A 22,248-nucleotide genomic window follows, 5' to 3' on the forward strand; every position below is an offset into this window, starting at 1 on the left:
TAGTTAGTGGTTAAAGAGTAGTTAAGCTTCTCACATTTGAGTCACCCGTCAACCTAATACTATTCCGTCTATGCTATTAATTCAGTTTTATTACATCATTTGTTTAGATAAAAATGAGTTTAGATTGCTGTTGATAAAGGATGATAAATTTTTTGATAGTGTTCATTAAATATAATATAGAAAGGGTGCTTTAAGTGAAGCGATTTATTAGTAAGTTTTCTAAAAAGGCTATTGCACTAGGATCAATCGTTGTTCTTTCATTAGGACTCGTTACTCCCGCAACAACAACAGTTCAAGCAAAGGAAGCTGTATTAAGTACTGCCGATAAAACAGTAAAGTTGGATCCTAGTTATCAACAGGAATCATTTGATGGATGGGGAACAGCTTTAGTATGGTTTGCAAATGTTACAGGAGGTTGGCCTGATGAGATTCGTACAGAATTAGCTGATGCCTTATTTGGGGAAGACGGCTTAAACTTAAATATAGCACGCTATAATATTGGTGGTGGAGATGCACCGGAAACAGAGCCGTATATGCGCCCAGGTGGAGCTGTACCTGGCTACTGGAATAGACCAGTTGAGTTTGATCCACCCGAGGATGCTGACGAAGATTGGGAAGAACAAGAAGACTGGTGGAACCCAGATGATCCAGATCACTGGAATTGGGATGCAGATGCCAATCAACAATGGTGGTTAGAAGCTGCTAAGGCACATGGAGCAGACAAGTTTGAAGCATTTGCAAACTCACCGCCATATTTCATGACGCAAAGTGGTTATACATCTGGGAACTGGGATTCAACCCAAGATAATATACAAGCCGATAAATATGTAGAATTTTCAACATATTTAACACGCGTAGTTAATCACTTACAAGATGATTTGGATATTGAAATTCAAACGTTATCTCCAGTAAATGAACCGAATACAAATTATTGGGGAGCACAAGGGAGACAAGAAGGTGCTCATTGGGATCCGTCTTCTCAAGCAAAAATCATTAATGAAGTTGCTAAGAGAATAGAAGAATTAAATCTGGATACGGTGATTTCTGCGATGGATGAAACTAATCCATCAACATTCAGGGGAAACTGGTCCAATTATGATACAGCAACAAAAGAAAATGTTGGGCAAATGAATGTGCATACGTATGGGACTGGAGGGCGTACAGCGGTACGTGATCTTGCAAAAATTGAAGATAAGCGTCTTTGGATGTCTGAGGTTGATTTAGGACCAAGTGGCATTCCGCAGGATTTTGACAATATCGAACCAGGTCTTGCTTTATCTGAACGTATTACCTCAGACATTACTAACTTAGAGCCTTCCGCATGGGTGCTATGGCAAGCGATTGAAGACCAAGTAAACATGAATGCAGAAAATGAAAATATGAATTGGGGTCTAATCCATGTTGATTTTCAACCAGAAAATTTTGAAGGATTAGAGTGGCACAAGAATAAAAAGTATTATGCAATGGGGAACTATACGAAGTTTATCCGCCCAGGACATCATATTATTAACTCTGACAGTTCGGATACACTTGCTGCAATGGATAAAGAAGGCGATAAAGTAGTTGTAGTGTATACAAATCAATCGAATGAATCAGAAGTTGTTGATTTTGATTTGTCTGGTTTTGAAACAATTGGTGAATCTGCTTCAGCAACACCTTATGTAACTTCAGGGCAAGACAATATTGCACAAAAAGAAGCAATTGCCGTCACAGATGACCGCTTATCAGCGACAGTGGGTGCAAAATCAATTACGACATTTGTTATCTCCGATGTATCTGGTGTTGAAAATGATGCTAGTTATCTACAAGAAGATAAGGAATTTAAAATTATTAACAAGCATAGTAACAAAGCAATGGATTTAGATGAAGATGGAACTTCCGTCGTGCAAAATGCAAACAATCGCAATGCAGACAACCAGGAGTGGTCATTTAGAAAAGTATCAGATGGATATACAAATAAAGAAACATATAAGATCATTAGTGCTTCTGGAGATGTACTAACAAATGATAATGGCTCTGCTGTATTAGCCATTGATGAAAATCTAGATACACAACTTTGGACATTGTCTACCACTAGCACAGAATACACGTTTATAAATGAAGACAGTGGAAGACTACTAGAGGTTGGTGGTCAATCAACTGACGATGGCGCTTCTATTGGATTATGGACAGCTAACTCTGGTAACAACCAGGCTTGGTATGTGGTAGAAGCTGGAGTAACAAGTGTTGAGTCGGTTCATGTCTGGACAACGCCTGGACAAGCACCAGTACTGCCAACAAAAGTAAATGCTAGCTATAGTGACGGGGAAACAGTTGAAATAGAAGTAGAATGGGACGAAATGGATGCTGGACAATATGCTGAAGCTGGTGAATTTGTTGTGGAAGGAACTATTACAGATTCATCTGTAAAAGCAGAAGCAATTGTTTCAGTTAGTGAGATTGTAAGTATTGTAGACGAAAAAGTCAAAACTGTCCCTGGTATTGCTCCAACACTACCTACTGAAGTAACAGCAAATCTAGGTACTGGATCACAAGTGACCGTACCAGTTAGCTGGGATGAAATGGATGAGAGCGAATATGCTGACTTAGGTCAGTTTACTGTGACAGGTAGTGTTGAAGGAACAGATGTCGAGGCTATCACTTATGTAAAGGTAGCTGAACGTGCAAATACAAACCTGGCATTAGATGCGAATCCAAGTGCTTCTTTTACAGGGGAATGGGATAGTGTGGATCGCATTAACGATGGTGATTACTCAAGTAATCGCTGGACAAACTGGATTTCTGGCGAATGGAGAGCAAGTGATTGGGTAGCGCTTGACTTTGGTGAAGAAAAATCCATCTCAGAAGTTAAGTTCACTTTCTATGATGATGAAGGTGGAACAAGACCGCCTGAATCTCTCTATTTAGAGTATTGGGATGAATCTGAATGGGTGGAGATTCCAGGTACACAACTAGATGTAGAAGCTGAAGATGAGGCAACATTAACTTTTGATAGAGTAACGACTTCTCAAGTTAGAGTTCAAATGGATGCTATGCCAGATACATGTATTGCAATTGTAGAAATGGAAGTAATAGGCATAGGCGATGTTCCGGTTTCAAGTAGTGATGCTTCCCTTTCAAACATCCTTGTAACTGGTGAGGCGTTAGCAGACTTTGACTCTGGTAAACTAACTTATGACGTAGAGTTAGCTACAGGTACTACAGAAGTACCAACAGTAGAAGTAGTACCAACAGATCTATTTGCGACATATGAAGTTGCTTTACCGAATGATCTACCAGGAGATGCTTTGGTTACAGTAACTTCTGATGATGAATCTACTACAGAGACGTATACTATTCATTTCACACTGGAAAATAATGATGAAATAGTAGACAAGGCGGCGTTGTCCGATAAAACAAAGCTGGCAGAAGAATTAGATGAAGGAAGCTATACAGAAGCTAGTTGGTCAAACCTTCTTACTGATTTGGATAATGCGCAACAAGTACTCGATGATGCGAGTGCTACACAATCCGAAGTAGATCAAGCGATAGATTCATTGCAAACGGCAATGGACAGTTTGGTAGTGATAGAAGACAAAGAAATTTCCGTTGGTGAGACAAATCAAGTATTCGCTGGTACAACGGTATCTATAGAAAATACGGATACTAAAATTAAATTGCCAGCAGACTTACCAGAAGGAACGACACTTATGGTTGAAAAAGAAGAATTAGGTAATACAAGTGAACAAGGAATTGAAATCGCAGGCGATGTTTTTACATTTACTTTTAGCTTCCCAACAGGTTCAGAATCTTACACAGGAGATTATCTTCTAACTATGGGATATGATGAAAATGACGTTGAATCAGATGAGGTAGCAATATATTACTTCAACGAATCAAATGAAAATTGGGAAAACAAAGGCGGAAAAGTTGAAGATGGTATAATCAAATTAACCGTTAACCACTTCTCCACTTACGGTGTGTTTGCAGAAGTGGATACAGATGTCTCAGACGGCCAAGACGGTGTAAATAGTGGAGAGGAAAAAGAAGAAATAACTGACCAATATGAAAAGAATGTGGAAAAAGGATCTGGTGATGAATTGCCAGAAACTGCTACATCAACCTATAATTTTTTGGTAGTTGGTTTGTTACTTCTAACTTCAGGAGCAACATTTATCTTTATTCAAAGACGAAAAAAAGTATAAGAAGTGCTAAAATGAACCTTTCTTCTTACGAAGTTACCGAAACTAATGATGGCACAGAAGTATTACTAAGCGAAGATTAATTAGAGATGTCAAGTTCAAATATTTGTAGAAGAGCTTAGGATTAAAGGCAATGCAAATTGTCAAAGCACTGGGGGAAATGTTACTAGAACAAATTTGAAATGAACAAAAGGTTAAATGAAAAAATAGTAATCATTCATTGAATGGTTACTATTTTTCATACTTTCTGGCTTTTATAAAAGTGTCACATCATTTTTTTACTAAAAATCAATCCTGAGAGGTACTGCTTCTAGTGCGCTAATTTACAATTGCCATTATTAAATACATTGGTAAAAAAAATTACTATTGTAGTAAAAAAATTTTCTATTCAGTTCCACGAGTCTTTATTAAAATTACGTTAAGCCAAGTTAATAGGGAAAAAATAGAACAGGGGGAGGCTGTATGGATTTGCAAGGTGGTTGGTCAGGTGGAATTTTCCGGATTTGTGAGTGGATTTATCGGTTAGCGTATCTTAACTTATTATGGATACTTTTTACTTTAGTGGGTTTTATCATTGTTGGGCTTGGACCCTCAACGTTAGCGATGTATTCAATTATGAGAAAATGGATGAATGGTGAAGAAGAATTTTCATTGTTCCATACTTTCTTTGCTTATTATAAACAAGAGTTTAAACAAGCAAATGTAATTGGATTGGTTTTAGTTACCTGTGGAGTATTTATTTTAATTGATCTGAGCTTGTTAGGTTCGTTTGACGGTCCTTTTCAATTTTTAATATTAGGTAGTTTTACTACTGTTTTTATCTTGTATTTGTTAGTTATGCTTTATATATTCCCAGTTGTGGTTAATTTCAAAAACACTACATTTGAGCACTTCAAATCGGCATTGATAATCGCCATTTCTTTTCCAATTCAAACATTAATCATGGGAGTAGCTGTCATTTCGGTATTATTTATCTGTTTGGTATTTCCTGCTATTGCGTTTCTCTATTTAGGAAGTGGACTTAGCTTCATTACAATGTTCTTTTCTAAGCACTTATTTAAGAAGATTAGTCATCAGCCAGTAGTAATAGCTAAATAATGATAGCGCTATCAAATAACTGTGAAGCAATTTACTTTGGGTTTCTAACCTATTTGTGAAATACAAAAAATGAGGTGAAACAAATGAAAGAAAATGTAGAAGTGGGGTCTGGTCTTAAGAGGCTACCGAAAGCGAAGTTCAAAAAAACAAAAATTGAACGTAATGAAAATATAGCGGGTGCTTTATTCGTATCACCAATGTTACTTGGAGTTTCAGTCATCGTTTTATTTCCAATCATAGCGACCTTTATTCTTAGCTTTGCTGATTGGAAGTTTGTGCAAGGTTTGGACCAATTGCAGTGGGTAGGCTTTCAAAACTTCAAAGAGTTGTTAGGGGATGACATATTTGTAAAGTCACTAATTAACAATGGTATATTTATTTTAACAGTCCCTTTAACAATGGCTTTCTCAATTTTTCTCGCCATTATCATTGATAAGCATGTTTATATGAAAGATTATTTCAAAGTTGCCTTCTTTATGCCTTATATATCAAACGTAGTAGCGATTGCAATTGTATGGCAAGTATTGTTTCATCCATCCGCAGGGCCAATAAACCAAGTCCTTATGTCTATAGGGATTGATAACCCACCGACTTGGATAGCTGATCCTAATTTCGCTTTAATATCTGTTATGTTAATCCATATATGGATATCTATAGGTTTTAACTTAATTATTTATATTGCTGGTCTCCAATCAATTCCAAAAGAATTATATGAAGCGGCAGAAATGGACGGAGCAAATGCGTGGTATAAATTCAGAAATATTACTTTACCTTTGATTTCTCCAACCTCATTTTTCTTGCTAGTAACTGGGATCATTGCTACTTTCAAAGTGTTTGATTTGATTGCTGTATTGACTGCTGGTGGTCCATTGCATTCAACTTCGATGCTTGTTTGGCACTTGTATGAAACTGCCTTTATCAACTTAGAAATCGGCTATGCTTCAGCAATAGCGGTAATACTATTCCTTTTCGTATTCCTAATTACAGCTTTGCAGTGGTTAGGGCAGAAAAAATGGGTTAATTATTAAAGGGGGGACAAACAGATGAATAGCTTAAAACATATTAACATAAAAAAAATTATTGTAACCATTGTAATGTTCTTTTGTAGTATTGCTTTTTTACTACCGTTTATATGGATGCTCTCCACTTCCTTCAAGATTGAAGGAGATGTGTTCACGTTCCCAATTCAATGGATTCCGGATACTTGGAATATGATAAATAACTATAACGAAGTTTGGTTTGGTGACTATCCATTTTATTTATATTATTGGAACTCGATTAAAGTAGCAGTATTAACCACATTGGTATCGTGTGTGGTTTCATCGCTTGCGGCTTATGGATTTTCGAAGATTCGCTTTCCAGCAGGAAGTTGGTTATTCCTAATTGTATTAGCGACTTATATGGTCCCGCCACAGGCTAGCTTAGTACCACAATTTCTTTTGTTTAGAAGTATTGGCTTATTTGATAGTCATTTAGGATTAATTTTACTAGGAAGTTTTAGTGTTCTTGGTACGTTCATGTTGCGTCAATTCTTTATGGGTGTTCATACAGACCTTATTGATGCTGCTAAGATTGATGGCGCGGGACACTGGAAGATTTTTTGGAAAATTGCATTACCAATTGTTCGTCCAGCTGTTGCTACTTATGCAATACTAAGATTTATTTGGACATGGAACGATTATCAAAATCCACTGATTTTCTTGAGAACAGATGAATTATATACGATTCCATTAGCGTTGCAAAAGTTTACAACGATCAATGGTGAATTTTATACATTAATAATGGCGGGGGCAGTCTCTGCTATTTTGCCACTATTAATCGTCTTTATAATCGGACAAAAACATGTAATTGAAGGTATTGCTCTTGGGGGAGTTAAGGGTTAGTAGTAGGGATAACGTAATGTCAATTTTTTTACTATATAGGTAAAAATAGTTTTATTCCAAGATTTTTAAATTTGTTACAATCCTAATGTAAAGGCTTACATAAATTGCGGCTATTTGTCTCGATTTATGCTAAAATTAAAGGGGGTATAGTTCATGAAAAAGAACTATTGGTTAGCTTTTATTGCTGTATTTATTTTGATTGGTATCCTAGTTGGTTGTAACTCTGGTGATGATGAGGAGACTACATCAGATGCTAACGCTGACGATAACGAGAGTACGGAGCAGACTGACGAACAAGAAAATGAGACAGAGGAGCAAGAGGAGCAAGAGGAAGTAACAATCAAGTTCCACACACATGGAAACGAAGCATCATATAATTGGTCAGAAACATTAGGAGCTTTTGAAGAAGAACATCCAAATATTAACGTGGAATTAGTGATCCTAAGTGAAAAAGGCGATACAAATGAAGCGTTACAAAAATTAGATTTAGCTGCAGCTTCTGGCGAGCAACTAGATGTGTTAATGTTTAGTGACCCTGCTTCTTACGCAGAACGAGTAAGTTTAGGTATGGTAGCACCTATTGATGAATTTATTGAAGAAGAGGGCTATAAGGTAGAAGAGGAGTATAAAGTTAATACAATTTTAAATGATCAATACTATGCGTTACCAGGTAAGTTTAATCCTTGGTATGTGCTAGTAAATAAAGACCATCTAGCAGAAGCGGGTCTTGAGGTTCCAACTGAATGGACATGGACAGAATACATGGATTATGCCAAGCAATTAACAACCGATGATCATTATGGCACCTATTTCCATGGCCCTCAAGGAGGTGGCTGGATGGAGTATATGAAACTTGCACTTGCTAGTAAATACGAAAATTCAACATTTATCAAAGAAGATGGTACCGCGAATTTTGACGACCCAATGTTCCGAAAAACATTAGAAATGCGTGTTAAAATGGAAAAAGAAGACAAATCAGCAACACCATATACAGATATATTGTCACAAAAACTTCATTATCGAAACAATTTCTTTAATCAAGATGCAAGCCTTGTATTAATTGGTAGTTGGATGAATACAGAGCTTGGTGGAACAGATCAATTCCCGTTAAACTTTGATGTAGGAATCGCTCCATATCCTACAAATGAAGGTAGCGACGAAAGTGGATATACACCAGTAACAACAGATTATATGTCTGTTGCAGCCAACTCGGAACATAAAGAGGAAGCGTATACATTTATCCGTTGGTACACAACAGAAGGGCAAGTAATTCAAGGTAAAAATATTCCTTCTTGGAATGGTGTGGATGAAAGTGATTTTGCTAGCATTGTCGATACGATTTTAGCGGATACGGTCAGCCCAGAAAGAGTTGATAAAGAGTCGTTAATCAATGTTTTAACAAATGCAAAATCGTCGAAGCTAATTCCTCCTGTTGCAAGTCAAGCGGAGATATTTCAGGCTGTCAATGATGAATACGAAAAGCTAATATACGGAGAACAAGATATTGACACAACTATTGAATTACTACAAGAAACAGCTACGGAGATCTTAGAAAGTAATTAAGTAGTAACTTGTGTCGGCTTTGTTTAATACGTCAAAGTCGACACAAATTAATCAGGATAGGAAACATCATACTTTTAAAATAACCATCAGTGATCATGAAGTATCACTGATGGAAATTTCCTTTTCATCAGAAAAAATGGAATTCCATCCGTATGAGGAGACTTTTTATGTGGTTTAAGCCTCGTGTTTTTAAGTCTATGTCTTTTCGGTATAAAGTTATGTTTTCTTCCGTAATATGTATAGCTGTACCGGTTATTATTTGTTTGTCTATTTACAACTATTTAACAAAGGATGCTGTAAAAGAACAAGCGATTCTTAATGCAAATAAGGAACTTGAACTAACGGAAGAGTATGTATCCAAATTGTTAGAAGATATGTTGTATATCGTTAACTTTGTTCAAGTCGATACGAAACTAAATGCTATTTTAAAACAGAAAGCAGAGCAAGCTGAGAGTAGTTTAGCAAATCAAGATTATGACCAATTTGTAGATGATAGAAATGTAATGAAAACAATAGAGGACATTACACTAGTAGGTGAAAAATCTCAAGTAACGATTCTACTGAAAAATGGAAAGTATTATACGAATTACCCAGTGACAGATTATAACCCGCTGAACATATTTGATGAGAAATGGTTTAAACAACTAGATACATTACATGGGTATGAATCGGTCTGGATTGATAGTCAGCCTACCGTTTTTGAATCAGAAAAAACAAGAAATCCGTATCAATTATCTGTTGCTAGACCTCTGCGTAATGAGAAGTCAATCATCTATGGATATGTAGTTGTAACCATGTTTGAAAATAAAATAAGTCAAATCTTTGAGAGTCGTGCGGGTAACGAAGAAATTATGTTAATCAATGCAGATGGTAAAGTGTTATCTCATAGAGATACCGCTCAAATTGGTCAACGCTATCCTCAAGGGGAAAAGGATGAGAAACAATCAGATATAATCTATAGGAAAGATCAAGACTACTTAGTGTCAAATAAGTCTGTTTCATTCAATAATTGGAGGCTTATTTCTTTTGTTCCTTATCGAGAAGCTGTATCTAATATTAATTCGATTTTTAATAAGGTTTTTCTTCTGTTATTTTTCTCTTTTGCTATTTTCTTTATCATATTAACGTACCTCATTACTAGAATAACCAAACCTTTAGTGCATTTAGGGAATGTTATTGTAGATGTACAAGGTGGTGACTTACGCGTTCGCTCAAGTATTGACAATGATGACGAAATTGGACGATTTTCAAAATCGTTTGATCATATGTTAGATCGTATTAATGAAATGATTGAAGAAGTTAAAGAAACACAGGGTAGGAAAAGAAAAGCTGAATTAGCTATGTTACAAGCACAAATAAATCCTCATTTTTTATTTAACGTTTTAAATTCTATTAGGATGAAAGTTTATAAGAATGGAGACAAAGAAAGTGCCAAAATGATTAGTTCGTTATCCAAATTGTTGCGTATGACCATCGATACCGATAAAGGCACTATATCCTTTTATGAAGAAGTTAATATGGTCACGGATTATGTTTTGTTAATGAATATGAGACAAAAGAATAAGGTTACTTTTGTGACTAGTATTTCCAATGAAGCATATGAACAATTTATTCCTCGTTTTATCTTACAACCAATTATTGAGAACTCTATTATTCATGGTTTAAATCAAAGTGGAGGGACAATTAAACTTCATTCACTTACTACAACTGATAAATTCATCATCGAAATTGAAGACAATGGAGAAGGAATGGATCCAAAAACACTTAGGAGTCTTCAAGTGAATGTTGATTCAACGAATGGCTCAACGAAAAAGTTAAAAAGCTCTAAATCCGGTTTTTCAAGTATTGGACTTTACAATGTATATGAACGTTTAGTGATGACTTTTGGTCAAGAATTTAACATGAAAGTGGATAGTGCAAAGGGCAAGGGAACAAGGGTTACATTGCTTATTCCAAGGGGGAATTAAACATTATGTACAAAGTGATGTTAGTTGATGATGATTATCCAGCCTTAGAATTCTTAACTGAAATGATTGAATGGGAGTCGCTTGACTTGGAATTGCAAAGTACGCATGAGAATGGAGCCAGTGCACTAGCATACGCACTAGAGGACATGCCAGACATTTTAATTACAGATATTGGTATGCCGAAAATGGATGGACTAGAATTAACTGAAAAAATGAAGGAACAAAAAGCAGACTTGCAAGTAGCGATTCTTTCTTGTCATAGTGAATTCCAATATGCGCAAAAAGCATTGAAGTTAGATGTTCAGGATTACTTATTAAAAGATACACTGGACCCAGAAGACTTAACGAGGCTTTTACTAACGATAAAGAAAAAATTAGAAACGGAACATCAAAGTAGTCTGAAACAGGTGAAGTTGCAACATGTGGTAAATAAAAGCAAACATTTAGCAAAAGACAAGTTTTTCCGTGAACTCATTTATCAATCTCCACAAACGAAACATGACTGGTGTTACAGGGACAATTTCTCTGGATTTAAACTAGAGAAAAGATTCTATATACCAATTTTGTGCTTTTTAGAAAACTATAAATCTCAAAAGTCTACGTATGCATCAGAAGATACATTTCAGTTCGCTGTTCAAAATGTGGTGGAAGAAATATTTGAAAATTGTCATATAAAGGCTACACATTTTAATTTTGAGAGGAATAAGTCTTTTATTTTATATCCTTATCAAGATTCATTAAAAATGGATAATTATGGTGACGTGGTTGGTGTACTAACAAAGATTCAAGATGCACTAAACAGCTATTTAAACGTTTCTGTTTCTTTTTTATTAGGTGATCATCGTGACCCTGAAGAGCTTCAGTTTGAAATAACGAATTTATTAGCCGCAAAAAGACAGCGCTTTTACATGAAAAATTGTGTCATTTTAAAGATAAATGATGTTGAGGAACAATATAGCAAAGATTTATTTGCGTATTATGATGAGGCAACCGTTGAACTGCGTAATTTAATATTCCAGAAACAAGTGAATCATATCGACCCGTTCGTAACGAAATGGTTACAGTTTATGAAGGAAAATGCTTTTCCGCCAGAATTAGTAAAAGAATGGGTATTGAAACTATTACTTGAGTTGAAAGTGAAGCTAAAAGCACTTCAATACTTTCAATCTAGTTTTAATATGGAGATTATTCATCAAGAAATTTTATCAATGGAAACAATCCATGAATTACGAATATGGCTAATTGATTGCTTGAAATCCGCTTTGAATCTTGCTAACGAAGCACTTTATAGTTCTAAGAATAAGGAAATACTGGAAGCATGTGTATATGTCTCCATGAATATTGAGAAAAAGTTATGCCTAGATGAAGTCGCTAACCACTTATTTTTGAATTCAAGCTACTTTAGTAGATTATTTAAAAAAGAAGTTGGCAAAACATTTGTAGATTACGTAAAAACGATGAAAATGGAACGTGCAAAAGAATTACTTGATCAAACTGCTGATTCTGTTGGCAAGGTTTGTGAGAGGTTAGGTTATGATAATCAAAGTTATTTTATTAAGTTGTTTAAGAATTATACGGGCATTACGCCATCAGATTACAGGGGAAACAATGTTTGCCACTCGAAGTAAAGGAGATTTCTAATGAACCAGGAGAATATCATGAAAGCTTTAGCTACTAGTAAAAACGATGATTTTTCCCTTCTATTTTCAAGTAATCAAGAGCAGGAAAATTGGTTTGAATTAATCAAAACTAAAGCTGTGTTCAAGCCTGTTCTTAATGAAATTATTGTAGAAGCTAAAAGGTTGTTGGAGGAGCCAAAAAGAGAAATCACTTACTCCGTATTTAAACAGTTCTCACAGGATGGGTCGCGTTTAGAATATGAGAAAATATACTTTGAGAAACGAAGACGACTTACGACATTTGCTTTGGCAACGGTAATAGAAAAGGGGAATCATGCATATTTGCAAGAGCTACATGAAATAATTTGGTCTATTTGCGATGAATATACATGGTGTTTACCTGCTCATTTATCCAATAGCCCGGAAATTGCAGTCGATAAACAGTTTACACTGGATCAAGAACCTACACGTTATACGATTGATTTATTTGCGTCTGAAACAGCATTTGCACTTAGTGAAATTTTGCAATTAGTGGGTAATAGACTAGATCCGTTCATACAACAAAGAGTTCACCAAGAGGTTTATCATAGAATTATCTGGCCATATATTCATCAAGAAACATTTGAGTGGGAGAAGGCCACCCATAACTGGGCAGCTGTATGTGCAGGCTCGATTGGCAGTACAGCATTACATTTGTTTAAAAATGATGCTGAGCTTGCAATCGTTCTAGAACGGGTGCTTCAAACCATGGAATGTTATTTAGAAGGATTCAATCATGATGGAACATGTATGGAAGGTTATGGCTATTGGGAATATGGCTTTGGTTTCTATGTGTATTTTGCTGATTTACTTAAAAAAAGAACGAGCGGAACAATAGATTTGTTTGACATGGAAAAAGTTCATCAGATTGCACTATTTCAACAAAAATCGTTTCTAGATAAGAATAGGGTAGTGAATTTTTCAGATGCTCAACCAAGAGCTTCCGTATTCTTAGGCTTAAGTCATTACTTAGCGAAGCTTTATCCGGATTTTGACCTACCCGAAACGGAATTGCGTGCACACTTTACAGATGACCATTGTAGCAGATGGGCACCCGCACTGAGAAATTTAATATGGTTGGATGAATACCAAGAAGGTCATCCATGGGGTGATACGTCTTATTTTTTAGAGGAATCCCAATGGTTTATTTCTAGGCATGCTTCTAATCATGGGAGGTTTGCTTTTGCGGCGAAGGGTGGTCACAACGGGGAGCCTCACAACCACAATGACATTGGTCACTTCATTCTTTATGGTGAGGAAGAAACATTTCTCAAGGACTTAGGTAGTGGTGAATATAATGCTGCTTATTTTAGTGAAGAGAGATATTCTTTTTTATGTACCGGATCACAGGGGCACTCCGTTCCGATTATTAATAATCAATTACAGTCAGAAGGTAAGTCGAAATCCGCGAAGGATCTCAGCGTCACGCATGATGAAAATGTGGAATCAATCGAGATGGACATAGCGAATGCTTACACCATGGAAAGCTTGGATCAATTAACACGAAAATTCACATGGAAAAAAACGGCAAAACCATGTCTGATTTTAGAAGATACATATTGTTTTTCTGAGCAACCCACATCGATTATCGAGCGGTTTATCACTCCAATCCTTTCTATTAAAGAAGATTATTGTGGGATTATTCTTGGTGACAAGTTAAAAATAGAGTATGAACGTGATTTGCTAGATTTAAAACTAGAAAGAATAGAATTTAATAATCATGCAGGAACAAGAGAGGAAAATCTAGCGTTAGATTTTCGTGTTAAAAAACCAATAGAGGACTGTTATATCAAGATTGCTTTTCAATTTAGGTAAAGGGAGACGATACATTTGATGGCTTTTGATTTACCAATTACTAACAATCCCTTAAAGACAAGAGAGGACCTACAACTGGCTTTAAAACAAATTTGTGATCCTTTAGAACCTTTCTATAGTAAGGGGCGGGCACATATTAAACTTGATAACACAAGTGCAGCTTATGCAGATTCAATCGCAGAAATGGAAGGGTTTTCAAGGGTTTTGTGGGGGATCGTACCTCTACTTGCTGGCGGTGATGAGTATTCATTATGGAATCTTCAAATCGAAGGGATAAAAAACGGAACAAATCCTCTACATCCGGAATACTGGGGTGAAATCAATGATTATGATTAACGAATTGTTGAGATGGCAGCATTCGGATTAGCATTAGCCCTCATTCCTGAAAAACTTTGGAATCCACTTACTGAACAAGAAAAAACAAACCTAATCGCTTGGTTGGATCAAGTGAATCACCATCCTTCCCATGATTGTAATTGGTTATTTTTTTCAGTGCTTGTAAATATAGGTTTCAAAAAAGTTGGTGTAGCTTACAATAAAGAACAAGTCGAGCTGAACTTGGATAGAATAGATGAATTTTATATAGCAGATGGCTGGTATTCCGATGGTGTTAATGGCCATGTGGATTACTATGTTTCCTTTGCTATCCATTACTATGGATTATTTTATGCAAAAGTAATGGAAGAAGAGGATCCTGAGCGTGCGAAACGGTATAAACAAAGAGCAGCGTTATTTGCGCATGATTTTGTCTACTGGTTTGCAGAAGATGGATCGGCTTTGGCTTATGGAAGAAGTATGACTTACAGGTTCGCACAATCGGCTTTTTGGAGTGCGCTCGTTTTTGCACAAGTAGAAGTATTTCCTTATGGTGTGATGAAAGGGATTATTTTAAATAATTTGCGATGGTGGTTTCAGCAACCAATATTTAGCCCATGTGGAACATTAACAATCGGCTATAGTTACCCGAATTTAGTAATGGGTGAAAACTATAATTCCCCAGGGTCACCCTATTGGGCATTAAAAACGTTTTTAATCCTAGCTTTAAATAAAGATCATCGTTTTTGGCAAGCGGAAGAGCAACCTTTACCAGATTTAAACGATAAATCTGTGCAATTCCACCCATACTTTATTGTTTGTAGGCAAGAAACTAAAAATCATGTTGTGGCTTTTAATACCGGACATAAATCAACCAATGAACATACACATACATCTGCAAAATATGAGAAGTTTGCCTATTCTAATTTTTTTGGTTTTAGTGTACCTAGAGCAGAATGGGGCCTAGCCCAAGGAGCGTTTGACTCTATGCTTGCGTTAAGTGAAGGCGATAATCTCTACCGAGTCAAAAGAAGTTGTGAAGAAACTGCGATCGAAAACGGTGTGCTTTTTGCTGAATGGAAGCCATGGTTTGATGTTCAAGTAAGTACGTGGTTAATACCTGGTACACCGTGGCATATCCGAATTCATCGTATAGAGACAGAACGATATTTAGATACTGCTGAAGGTGGTTTTGCTATAGCGATAGAAGATGCTCGTTATAGAGAGGAACAGATAGGGAGAAGCCAAAATGAAAAAAAAGTTTTGGTCACATTTTCTTGGGGATCGAGTGGTATTAAAGATTTTAGTGGTACGGGAAAACCAGAGCTTGTTTTTCCAAATTCGAACACCAATTTGTTACATTCCCGAACCGTTATTCCGACGATTAAATCTAAAATCAATCCAGGAACAAGTTGGCTAGTGTCCGCTGTATTAGGTGAACCGGATATGTTTAATAATGATAGTTGGGAAGCTGCTCCGCGGGTAGAAGTAAATGATAATCATGTGGTTGTTTATTCCGCAGGCCAAGGTAAGATAATTTTTAAAAAGAATATCGTATAATGCGAAAGAAATGCTTTTTTTAGAAGAATGTTGAAATAGTAAATCTAAAAAAGAGTCGAGGCTGTGTAAACGCATAACTTTCGGCTTTTTTTGTTTAGTAATCCTTTGTTGAGATCGAGCAACTAACATGGAAAATTGTGTTAAAACTAGTAGAGATAACAGGAGGTTTACTATTGTTAAAAAATAATATTTGTTTCTGCAGTAATTATTAGTATGTTGGTCTTGCTAAATGTAATGATTCACGATTATTTTGAATTTGAAACCGCAAATGCAAGAACATCTGAATGGATGGATATTCTTTCATTTAGGATGTCATTATGGGCATTTATTTTTGGTGTTTTAATAGAGTGGAAAGGACTAGAGAAACTGGTGAAGAAGCAATTTAATTTGGATTGGTCTTTATTTATACCCTGCATTGTTCACCAGCACCAACATTTATAACTTTTGCACTTAATTTATTTTTAGTCACTGACACGCATGTCGTATTAGCGGTATTAACTGGGGTATTATTTATCCGTTCTATTACTAGAAAATAAATTGAAGACAAAAAGCTTTAAATAAACATAAGATTTTAATAACTTCTCAGATGTTTACAGAATTTTTGATAATCTATGAAAGTTTAACAAGAAACTGGTTAAGACTTTAATAGTGAATTTTTTAGAAATAGCTATATAGAATTTGGATTACATTAAACGGAGGTTGTTGTATGTATAAAAATTTTTACTAGCAACAGATGGTTCTGAACATTCTAGGAGAGCTGCTGAAAATGCAATTTATATTGCAACTTGTAGTGCGGATGCAATATTGGAAGTTATTTACGTTGTTGACGCAGGTCATTCTAAATCTGATGCACTAAGTAGTTGGAATTCTGTTGATGTCAATGATTTACGAAAATCCAAAATGAGAGAAGTAGAAAAAATGGCAAAAGAGGCTGGAGTGTCTTATGAAAATATTACATGGTGAACCTGGTCCAGCAATTGTGGAATATACGATTGAAAATAAAGTTGATATTATAATAATAGGAAGTAGAGGTCTTAATGGCCTACAAGAGTTTGTATTATGAAGTGTCAGTCACAAAGTTGCCAAACGTGCGCATTGCCCTGTACTTATTGTGAAATGATTCTTATGTAATAAATGGATACATATTATTAGTGATTTAAAAACGGCTTTAGTTATTTTAAATTGCAAATTATATTAAACCTTAGTATTTTTGGCGCGTTAATAAATAATGCGCTTTTTTAAATGGATAGAGTTTCTGTTCTAAGTTCGCTGGAAAAGTTCTGTTTATATGGATGTGTGGTAATTTATGTTAAAATAAGTATCTATAATAATTATTAAGTACTATGAGTTTATATAGAACGTTGCGAATGCATATAAAAATCGGTTAATAACATAAAGATGTTAAAGGAAGCAAAAGAACCGTCAAAGTGCTTCTATCAATAAGGAAAGTTGTGGAGATATGGAAAGTTTACCAGTTTATTTGGAGGAAATTGAAAAGCGCTTTTTAGACACTATGTATCAAAGAGGATACAACTATTTTTTGCAAGGTCGTGTTAAAACGCTTCATTATGAGGGGTATAACAATAAATGGTATGGAAAAGTGGTTGGTAGCAAAATATATCACGTTATTGTTTCGATAACAGAAGATGACATTGACTTTGATTGTGAGTGTTTTGCTTTTCGTGAATTTGATGAGTGTAAACATGTTGTTGCTTGTCTTTTGGAGATTGAAAGTAGACAGCCTAATAATTCTCCTGAAATGAATGTTGTTAAACAGGAAAGAGAACAACAAACAATCAATTACTTTGTTAACGCTTTTTCGAGCTTCCAACAAACACAAGCCTATAGTAAGGAGATAGTGACGAAGCAACCACTTCTAGTAGAGTTTATCGTAAAAACCCAATCCCAATTTACTAGATCTAATTTATGGTCTATTGAACTAAAGGTCGGGGTTAAACGAACATATGTTGTAAAAAATATAAATCAGTTTTTAACAGCGGTTGAAGCGGATGAAAACTATTTCTTTACTGAAAGATTCACCTATGACCCTACTGAACATGTATTTACGCGTGACGACTTTGATGTTATTCAGTTATTGTTAAAAATTAAAAAGAATGAATTAGCTTATGCTTCAAACTTTTATAGAAAAGATGATAGAAGCCTGACAATTCCACCAATGGTTGTTGATGAGTTTTTAGCAAAGCTCAAACAAACAAATTTTTCATTTGATTCTACCTATGGTTCCTATAAACAAATAGAAATTATTGATAACGAAATACCATTTAGTTTTAAATTAGATAAGGGATCAAATGATAACTTTAGCTTAGATATAACTACACTAATGCAAACACAACTTTTTGATGCTTACAACTATGCATGGACAAATAACGCGCTATATAAGCTAACAGGTGAACAACAGACTATTTTAAGGGAAATTTCTTCTGGGCTTAAGCAACCAGGACGAAGGTTTGTTGAACAAGAGTCAATCCCAATTGCAAAAGAACAGATGGAGTCTTTTTTATCTATCGTTATACCTGAAATGAAAAAAGTAGGTCAGTTAGAAATCACCGAGCAAGTATCCGATCAAATTTCACAGTATCCTTTAAAAGCTAAAATGTTAGTTGACCTGGATGAAGAAACGCTGTTGGTAGATGTGGAATATAATTATGGTCCGATTACAATTAATCCTTTCCAACAATATAGTGTTTCTGAGGTTGCAGACACAAACGAGTTAATTATTCGTGATGTGCAAAAAGAACAAGCAATCATGACTGCAATTGAAACAGCCCTACTAAAATATAATGGCAAAAAATTATATGTGGAAGGCGAAGAAGATATGTATAACTTTCTCTTTCATACATTGCCTTATTTGGAGGACAAAGCAGATATATTTCTAACCAACGCAGTGAAGACACTTCTTTTACCAGAGAGTCATGCTCCGGAAACATCATTTGATTTTAATAGTGATGGTAGTTTGTTGGAAGTCAGCTTTGATATGAAGGATGTAGATAAAAACCACTTACAAGATATTCTACAAACGGTTATAGAAAAGAAAAAATATTACCGATTGCCAAATGGTACATTTGTTTCAATTGAAGGCAACGATCAGTTTAGAAATATTAGCAAGTTGTATGCTGATTTAAATGTTAGTTCATCGGAATTTGAGGATGGTAAGTTGCAGCTGCCAGTGTACCGTGCGCTTCAAGTAGACGAAATTATTAATGAGGGAAGTAGAAATAAAATTCGGGTAGGGAAACAATTTCGTCGACTTATTAACGATTTAAAAAATCCTGATCAATTAGATTTTGATAAGCCAGTTAATCTTCAGGCTGAGCTGAGAGATTATCAAGAAATTGGTTTTCAATGGTTAAAAACGTTAGCACATTATTCGCTTGGTGGGATTCTTGCGGATGATATGGGACTCGGAAAAACATTACAAGCAATCACTTTTTTACTTTCGGAGAAACAACAATCAGAAGAAGCTAAACCAGCATTAATCGTTTCCCCAGCATCGCTTGTTTATAATTGGAAAATGGAATTTGAAAAATTTGCACCAGACCTTCAAGTGGAAGTTGTTATTGGTTCACCAATTGAACGCCAAGCGATGTTGGAAAGTCAAGTGATGCCAGATGTATGGATTACTTCTTACCCAACACTTCGGCAAGATATTGATTGGTACGCAGATCGAAAGTTCAGCTCCTTTTTCTTAGATGAGGCGCAAGCCATTAAAAATGCGGCTACAAAAACATCAAAAGCTGTTCGTAGTATTAACGCTCATAAACGTTTTGCTTTAAGTGGTACGCCGATTGAAAATTCACTTGATGAGCTGTGGGCGATTTTTCAAGTAATCTTACCAGGATTCTTCCCACAGCAAGCAGTTTTTCGCAAACTAGAGGAAGAAAAAATATCGAAAATGGTTCGTCCTTTTATTCTAAGACGTTTAAAAAAAGATGTACTAACCGAGTTGCCTGATAAAATTGAAACAACCCATGTTTCGGAACTGACCACAGAACAAAAAGGATTGTATATAGCATATCTTGAAAGAATTCAAAAAGAGACGAAAGAAACGTTACAGACGGAAGGTTTAAATAAGAGTAGAATCAAGATTTTAGCAGGCTTAACGAGACTAAGACAGTTATGTTGTCATCCGTCTTTATTTATTGAGAATTATGAAGGTAGTTCAGGCAAGCTTGAACAGTTAATTGAAATTGTAAGCAATGCCCAAGACAATAAAAAGCGAATGTTAATCTTTTCGCAGTTTACAAGTATGCTTCATATCATTCGTGAACAGTTAACTAGCATGGGGATTCCTTTCTTTTATATTGACGGGCAAACACCATCAAAGCAACGAGTAGAGATGGTGGAACGCTTTAATCAAGGTGAAAATGATATCTTTCTTATTTCTCTTAAAGCAGGTGGTACGGGACTGAATTTAACTGGTGCAGACACTGTGATTTTATATGACCTATGGTGGAATCCTGCGGTGGAAGAGCAAGCGGCAGGAAGAGCACACCGTATGGGACAGAAGAATGTTGTCCAAGTCATCCGATTATTAACAAAAGGAACGATTGAGGAAAAGATTTATCAGTTACAGCAAAGAAAAAAAGAATTAATAGAAAAAGTCATTCAACCAGGTGAAGCAATGTTATCAAGCATAACAGAAGATGAGATTCGCGAGTTATTAAGCATAAATTAAGGGCATAGTACAGGTTATCCTGTACTATGTCCTTTCGTTCATTTCATTTTTGTATTTTTTAAGTAATTTATCGTAGGCTTGTTCATTTCCTGTTGTTTTTGCGATGTTGTATAATGCTTTCGTGTATTTTCTCTTATCTAAATCATACATATAATCATATTCAAAACCACTTGCTATATATTCTGCGAAATCCCAGACATGTTGGTGATCACGTTCTTCTGTACCCTGAGCGATGGCATCTAAGACTTTTAGAAGTTCAACTGTTACCACTACATTAGATCTTGCATAGTGTCGTATGGAAGCAAAACCTATATATAAATAGTCTTCAAAAGAAATATCCTGAAGCATCATCCGTAATTTTGATTCACTGTCAATCATGTAGGGAGTGAATTTTACCTTTTGAGAAATATTTATAAGTAAATCACCAATTTCATAAAGGGTGCCAGTTGCTGTTTTCGGATCATCATTTCCTAATGCTCGAATAGAAATTTCAACGAATTTATTAATACTAAATTCAATATCTTGAATTTCCGTCTGACTTTGCGCGATATGAAACATGTTTTTGTATTTAACTTCATCAATTGCTGCGTCCTGTTGTTTCCAATAGGTTAATACAGGTGTTGAACCAAAAACAAAATGACCAACATTATGTTCTAGCTTAATAATAAGATCATCATTAATTGCTTCCTCCATTAATAAAGCAAAATCAATGGTTTGTATATAACCAGAATTATTAACAGCAATTTTGTGGCCTTCTTTCACTTCTGGAATTTGATCTTTAATTGTATTCTCATTTTCTACTCTATATCTGTCTAATTCATTAAGTAATGACTTTTCGATAATATTAACGGATTCTTTTTTCATCTCACCTGTCACATGTGACACTTGAAGCCATTTAACAATATGATTAATAAATATAGCAAAATAAGCAATCGATATAGTGGCAAGTAATGTTGCTGTTGTTGGTACGAAAAAATATGGCGTGGAGTCTTCGTCACCTAAGAATAATAAAGATAATAATACATAAAGAAAGCTTCCACTAAAAACTCCTAATGTTTGTTGGGTAACCCTAGTCATCATGAAATTTTTAATTATCCTCGGCGAAAATTGACCTGAAAACGTAGTTAAAGCTGTTAAAACACCATAGAAAGTAAAGGAAGTTAAGGATAAGAGCCCGCCAGTGAGCGTGCTTAATATAGTTTGTGTCAGTTGATAGTCTGCAGTCAGAACAGATGCCATATTATTATTTATTTCTAAGGCCATTTCCGCCCATAAGGTTATACCAAATAAACAAAGTGCTATGAATCCAAGAAGAGCTGGCCTTATTAATAGATTAGAATAGATTTGATGTCTTCGCTCTCTGTGTGACATATTGATTAATTTTTTTAACGTTTCAGGGAGTCTTTTAATTGCAATCATTTTGACACATCCTATTTGAAAGTTATCTGTATTTCTCCCTATACCCTCTGTTAGGGTATGATTAACATCTAATCCTTCGTAAATTAGTAGAAG

Annotated in this window: 11 protein-coding genes and 2 pseudogenes; 12 read left to right on the forward strand and 1 reads right to left on the reverse strand. The window is 35.4% G+C overall.

Features of this window, described 5'->3' with window-relative positions; all coding sequences use genetic code 11:
* Positions 1 to 194 precede the first annotated feature (194 nt).
* From QQS35_RS22235 to QQS35_RS22285, 12 genes and pseudogenes are all read left to right on the forward strand, one after another.
* On the forward strand, positions 195 to 4,184 hold the full coding sequence (locus QQS35_RS22235; protein WP_285934458.1) for a glycoside hydrolase: 3,990 nt from the start codon (positions 195 to 197) through the stop codon (positions 4,182 to 4,184).
* A gap of 459 nt (positions 4,185 to 4,643) precedes the next feature.
* Positions 4,644 to 5,279 carry a YesL family protein gene (locus QQS35_RS22240; protein ID WP_285934459.1) on the forward strand — a complete coding sequence of 212 codons (636 nt, stop codon included), beginning with the start codon at positions 4,644 to 4,646 and terminating at the stop codon, positions 5,277 to 5,279.
* A gap of 83 nt (positions 5,280 to 5,362) precedes the next feature.
* Positions 5,363 to 6,307, forward strand: coding sequence for a carbohydrate ABC transporter permease (locus tag QQS35_RS22245; protein ID WP_285934460.1), 945 nt, complete (start codon positions 5,363 to 5,365; stop codon positions 6,305 to 6,307).
* 15 nt (positions 6,308 to 6,322) lie between these two features.
* Positions 6,323 to 7,162, forward strand: coding sequence for a carbohydrate ABC transporter permease (locus tag QQS35_RS22250; protein ID WP_285934461.1), 840 nt, complete (start codon positions 6,323 to 6,325; stop codon positions 7,160 to 7,162).
* Between the two features lie 153 nt (positions 7,163 to 7,315).
* Entirely contained in the window at positions 7,316 to 8,725 is a 1,410-nt protein-coding gene (locus QQS35_RS22255) for an ABC transporter substrate-binding protein (RefSeq protein WP_285934462.1), read from the forward strand.
* Between the two features lie 167 nt (positions 8,726 to 8,892).
* On the forward strand, positions 8,893 to 10,692 hold the full coding sequence (locus QQS35_RS22260; RefSeq protein WP_285934463.1) for a cache domain-containing sensor histidine kinase: 1,800 nt from the start codon (positions 8,893 to 8,895) through the stop codon (positions 10,690 to 10,692).
* A 5-nt stretch (positions 10,693 to 10,697) separates the two neighbouring features.
* Complete coding sequence (locus QQS35_RS22265; RefSeq protein ID WP_285934464.1) at positions 10,698 to 12,320, forward strand: response regulator transcription factor; 1,623 nt, start codon at positions 10,698 to 10,700, stop codon at positions 12,318 to 12,320.
* 12 nt (positions 12,321 to 12,332) lie between these two features.
* Entirely contained in the window at positions 12,333 to 14,165 is a 1,833-nt protein-coding gene (locus tag QQS35_RS22270; RefSeq protein WP_285934465.1) for a heparinase II/III family protein, read from the forward strand.
* Positions 14,166 to 14,183: 18 nt separating this feature from the next.
* Positions 14,184 to 15,236: pseudogene (locus tag QQS35_RS22850) on the forward strand (DUF2264 domain-containing protein); the annotation flags it as partial.
* Positions 15,237 to 15,272: 36 nt separating this feature from the next.
* Positions 15,273 to 16,040, forward strand: coding sequence for a DUF2264 C-terminal domain-containing protein (locus tag QQS35_RS22855; protein ID WP_331490942.1), 768 nt, complete (start codon positions 15,273 to 15,275; stop codon positions 16,038 to 16,040).
* Positions 16,041 to 16,754: 714 nt separating this feature from the next.
* A pseudogene (locus QQS35_RS22280) lies at positions 16,755 to 17,160 on the forward strand (universal stress protein); the annotation flags it as partial.
* Positions 17,161 to 17,499: 339 nt separating this feature from the next.
* Entirely contained in the window at positions 17,500 to 20,736 is a 3,237-nt protein-coding gene (locus QQS35_RS22285) for a DEAD/DEAH box helicase (protein ID WP_285934466.1), read from the forward strand.
* Between the two features lie 24 nt (positions 20,737 to 20,760).
* Here QQS35_RS22285 and QQS35_RS22290 read toward each other — a convergent pair whose 3' ends face one another.
* On the reverse strand, positions 20,761 to 22,155 hold the full coding sequence (locus QQS35_RS22290; RefSeq protein WP_285934467.1) for a DUF2254 domain-containing protein: 1,395 nt from the start codon (positions 22,153 to 22,155) through the stop codon (positions 20,761 to 20,763).
* Between the last annotated feature and the right edge of the window lie 93 nt (positions 22,156 to 22,248).

This window comes from Aquibacillus rhizosphaerae, assembly GCF_030282825.1.
GTDB lineage: Bacteria > Bacillota > Bacilli > Bacillales > Amphibacillaceae > Aquibacillus_C > Aquibacillus_C rhizosphaerae.

Excerpts from the sequence above, each read along its gene's own strand:
- QQS35_RS22240 (WP_285934459.1), top strand. The coding sequence starts at position 4,644 with ATGGATTTGCAAGGTGGTTGGTCAGGTGGAATTTTCCGGATTTGTGAG.
- QQS35_RS22245 (WP_285934460.1), top strand. The coding sequence starts at position 5,363 with ATGAAAGAAAATGTAGAAGTGGGGTCTGGTCTTAAGAGGCTACCGAAA.
- QQS35_RS22250 (WP_285934461.1), top strand. The coding sequence starts at position 6,323 with ATGAATAGCTTAAAACATATTAACATAAAAAAAATTATTGTAACCATT.
- QQS35_RS22255 (WP_285934462.1), top strand. The coding sequence starts at position 7,316 with ATGAAAAAGAACTATTGGTTAGCTTTTATTGCTGTATTTATTTTGATT.
- QQS35_RS22260 (WP_285934463.1), top strand. The coding sequence starts at position 8,893 with ATGTGGTTTAAGCCTCGTGTTTTTAAGTCTATGTCTTTTCGGTATAAA.
- QQS35_RS22265 (WP_285934464.1), top strand. The coding sequence starts at position 10,698 with ATGTACAAAGTGATGTTAGTTGATGATGATTATCCAGCCTTAGAATTC.
- QQS35_RS22270 (WP_285934465.1), top strand. The coding sequence starts at position 12,333 with ATGAACCAGGAGAATATCATGAAAGCTTTAGCTACTAGTAAAAACGAT.
- QQS35_RS22285 (WP_285934466.1), top strand. The coding sequence starts at position 17,500 with ATGGAAAGTTTACCAGTTTATTTGGAGGAAATTGAAAAGCGCTTTTTA.
- QQS35_RS22290 (WP_285934467.1), bottom strand. The coding sequence starts at position 22,155 with ATGATTGCAATTAAAAGACTCCCTGAAACGTTAAAAAAATTAATCAAT.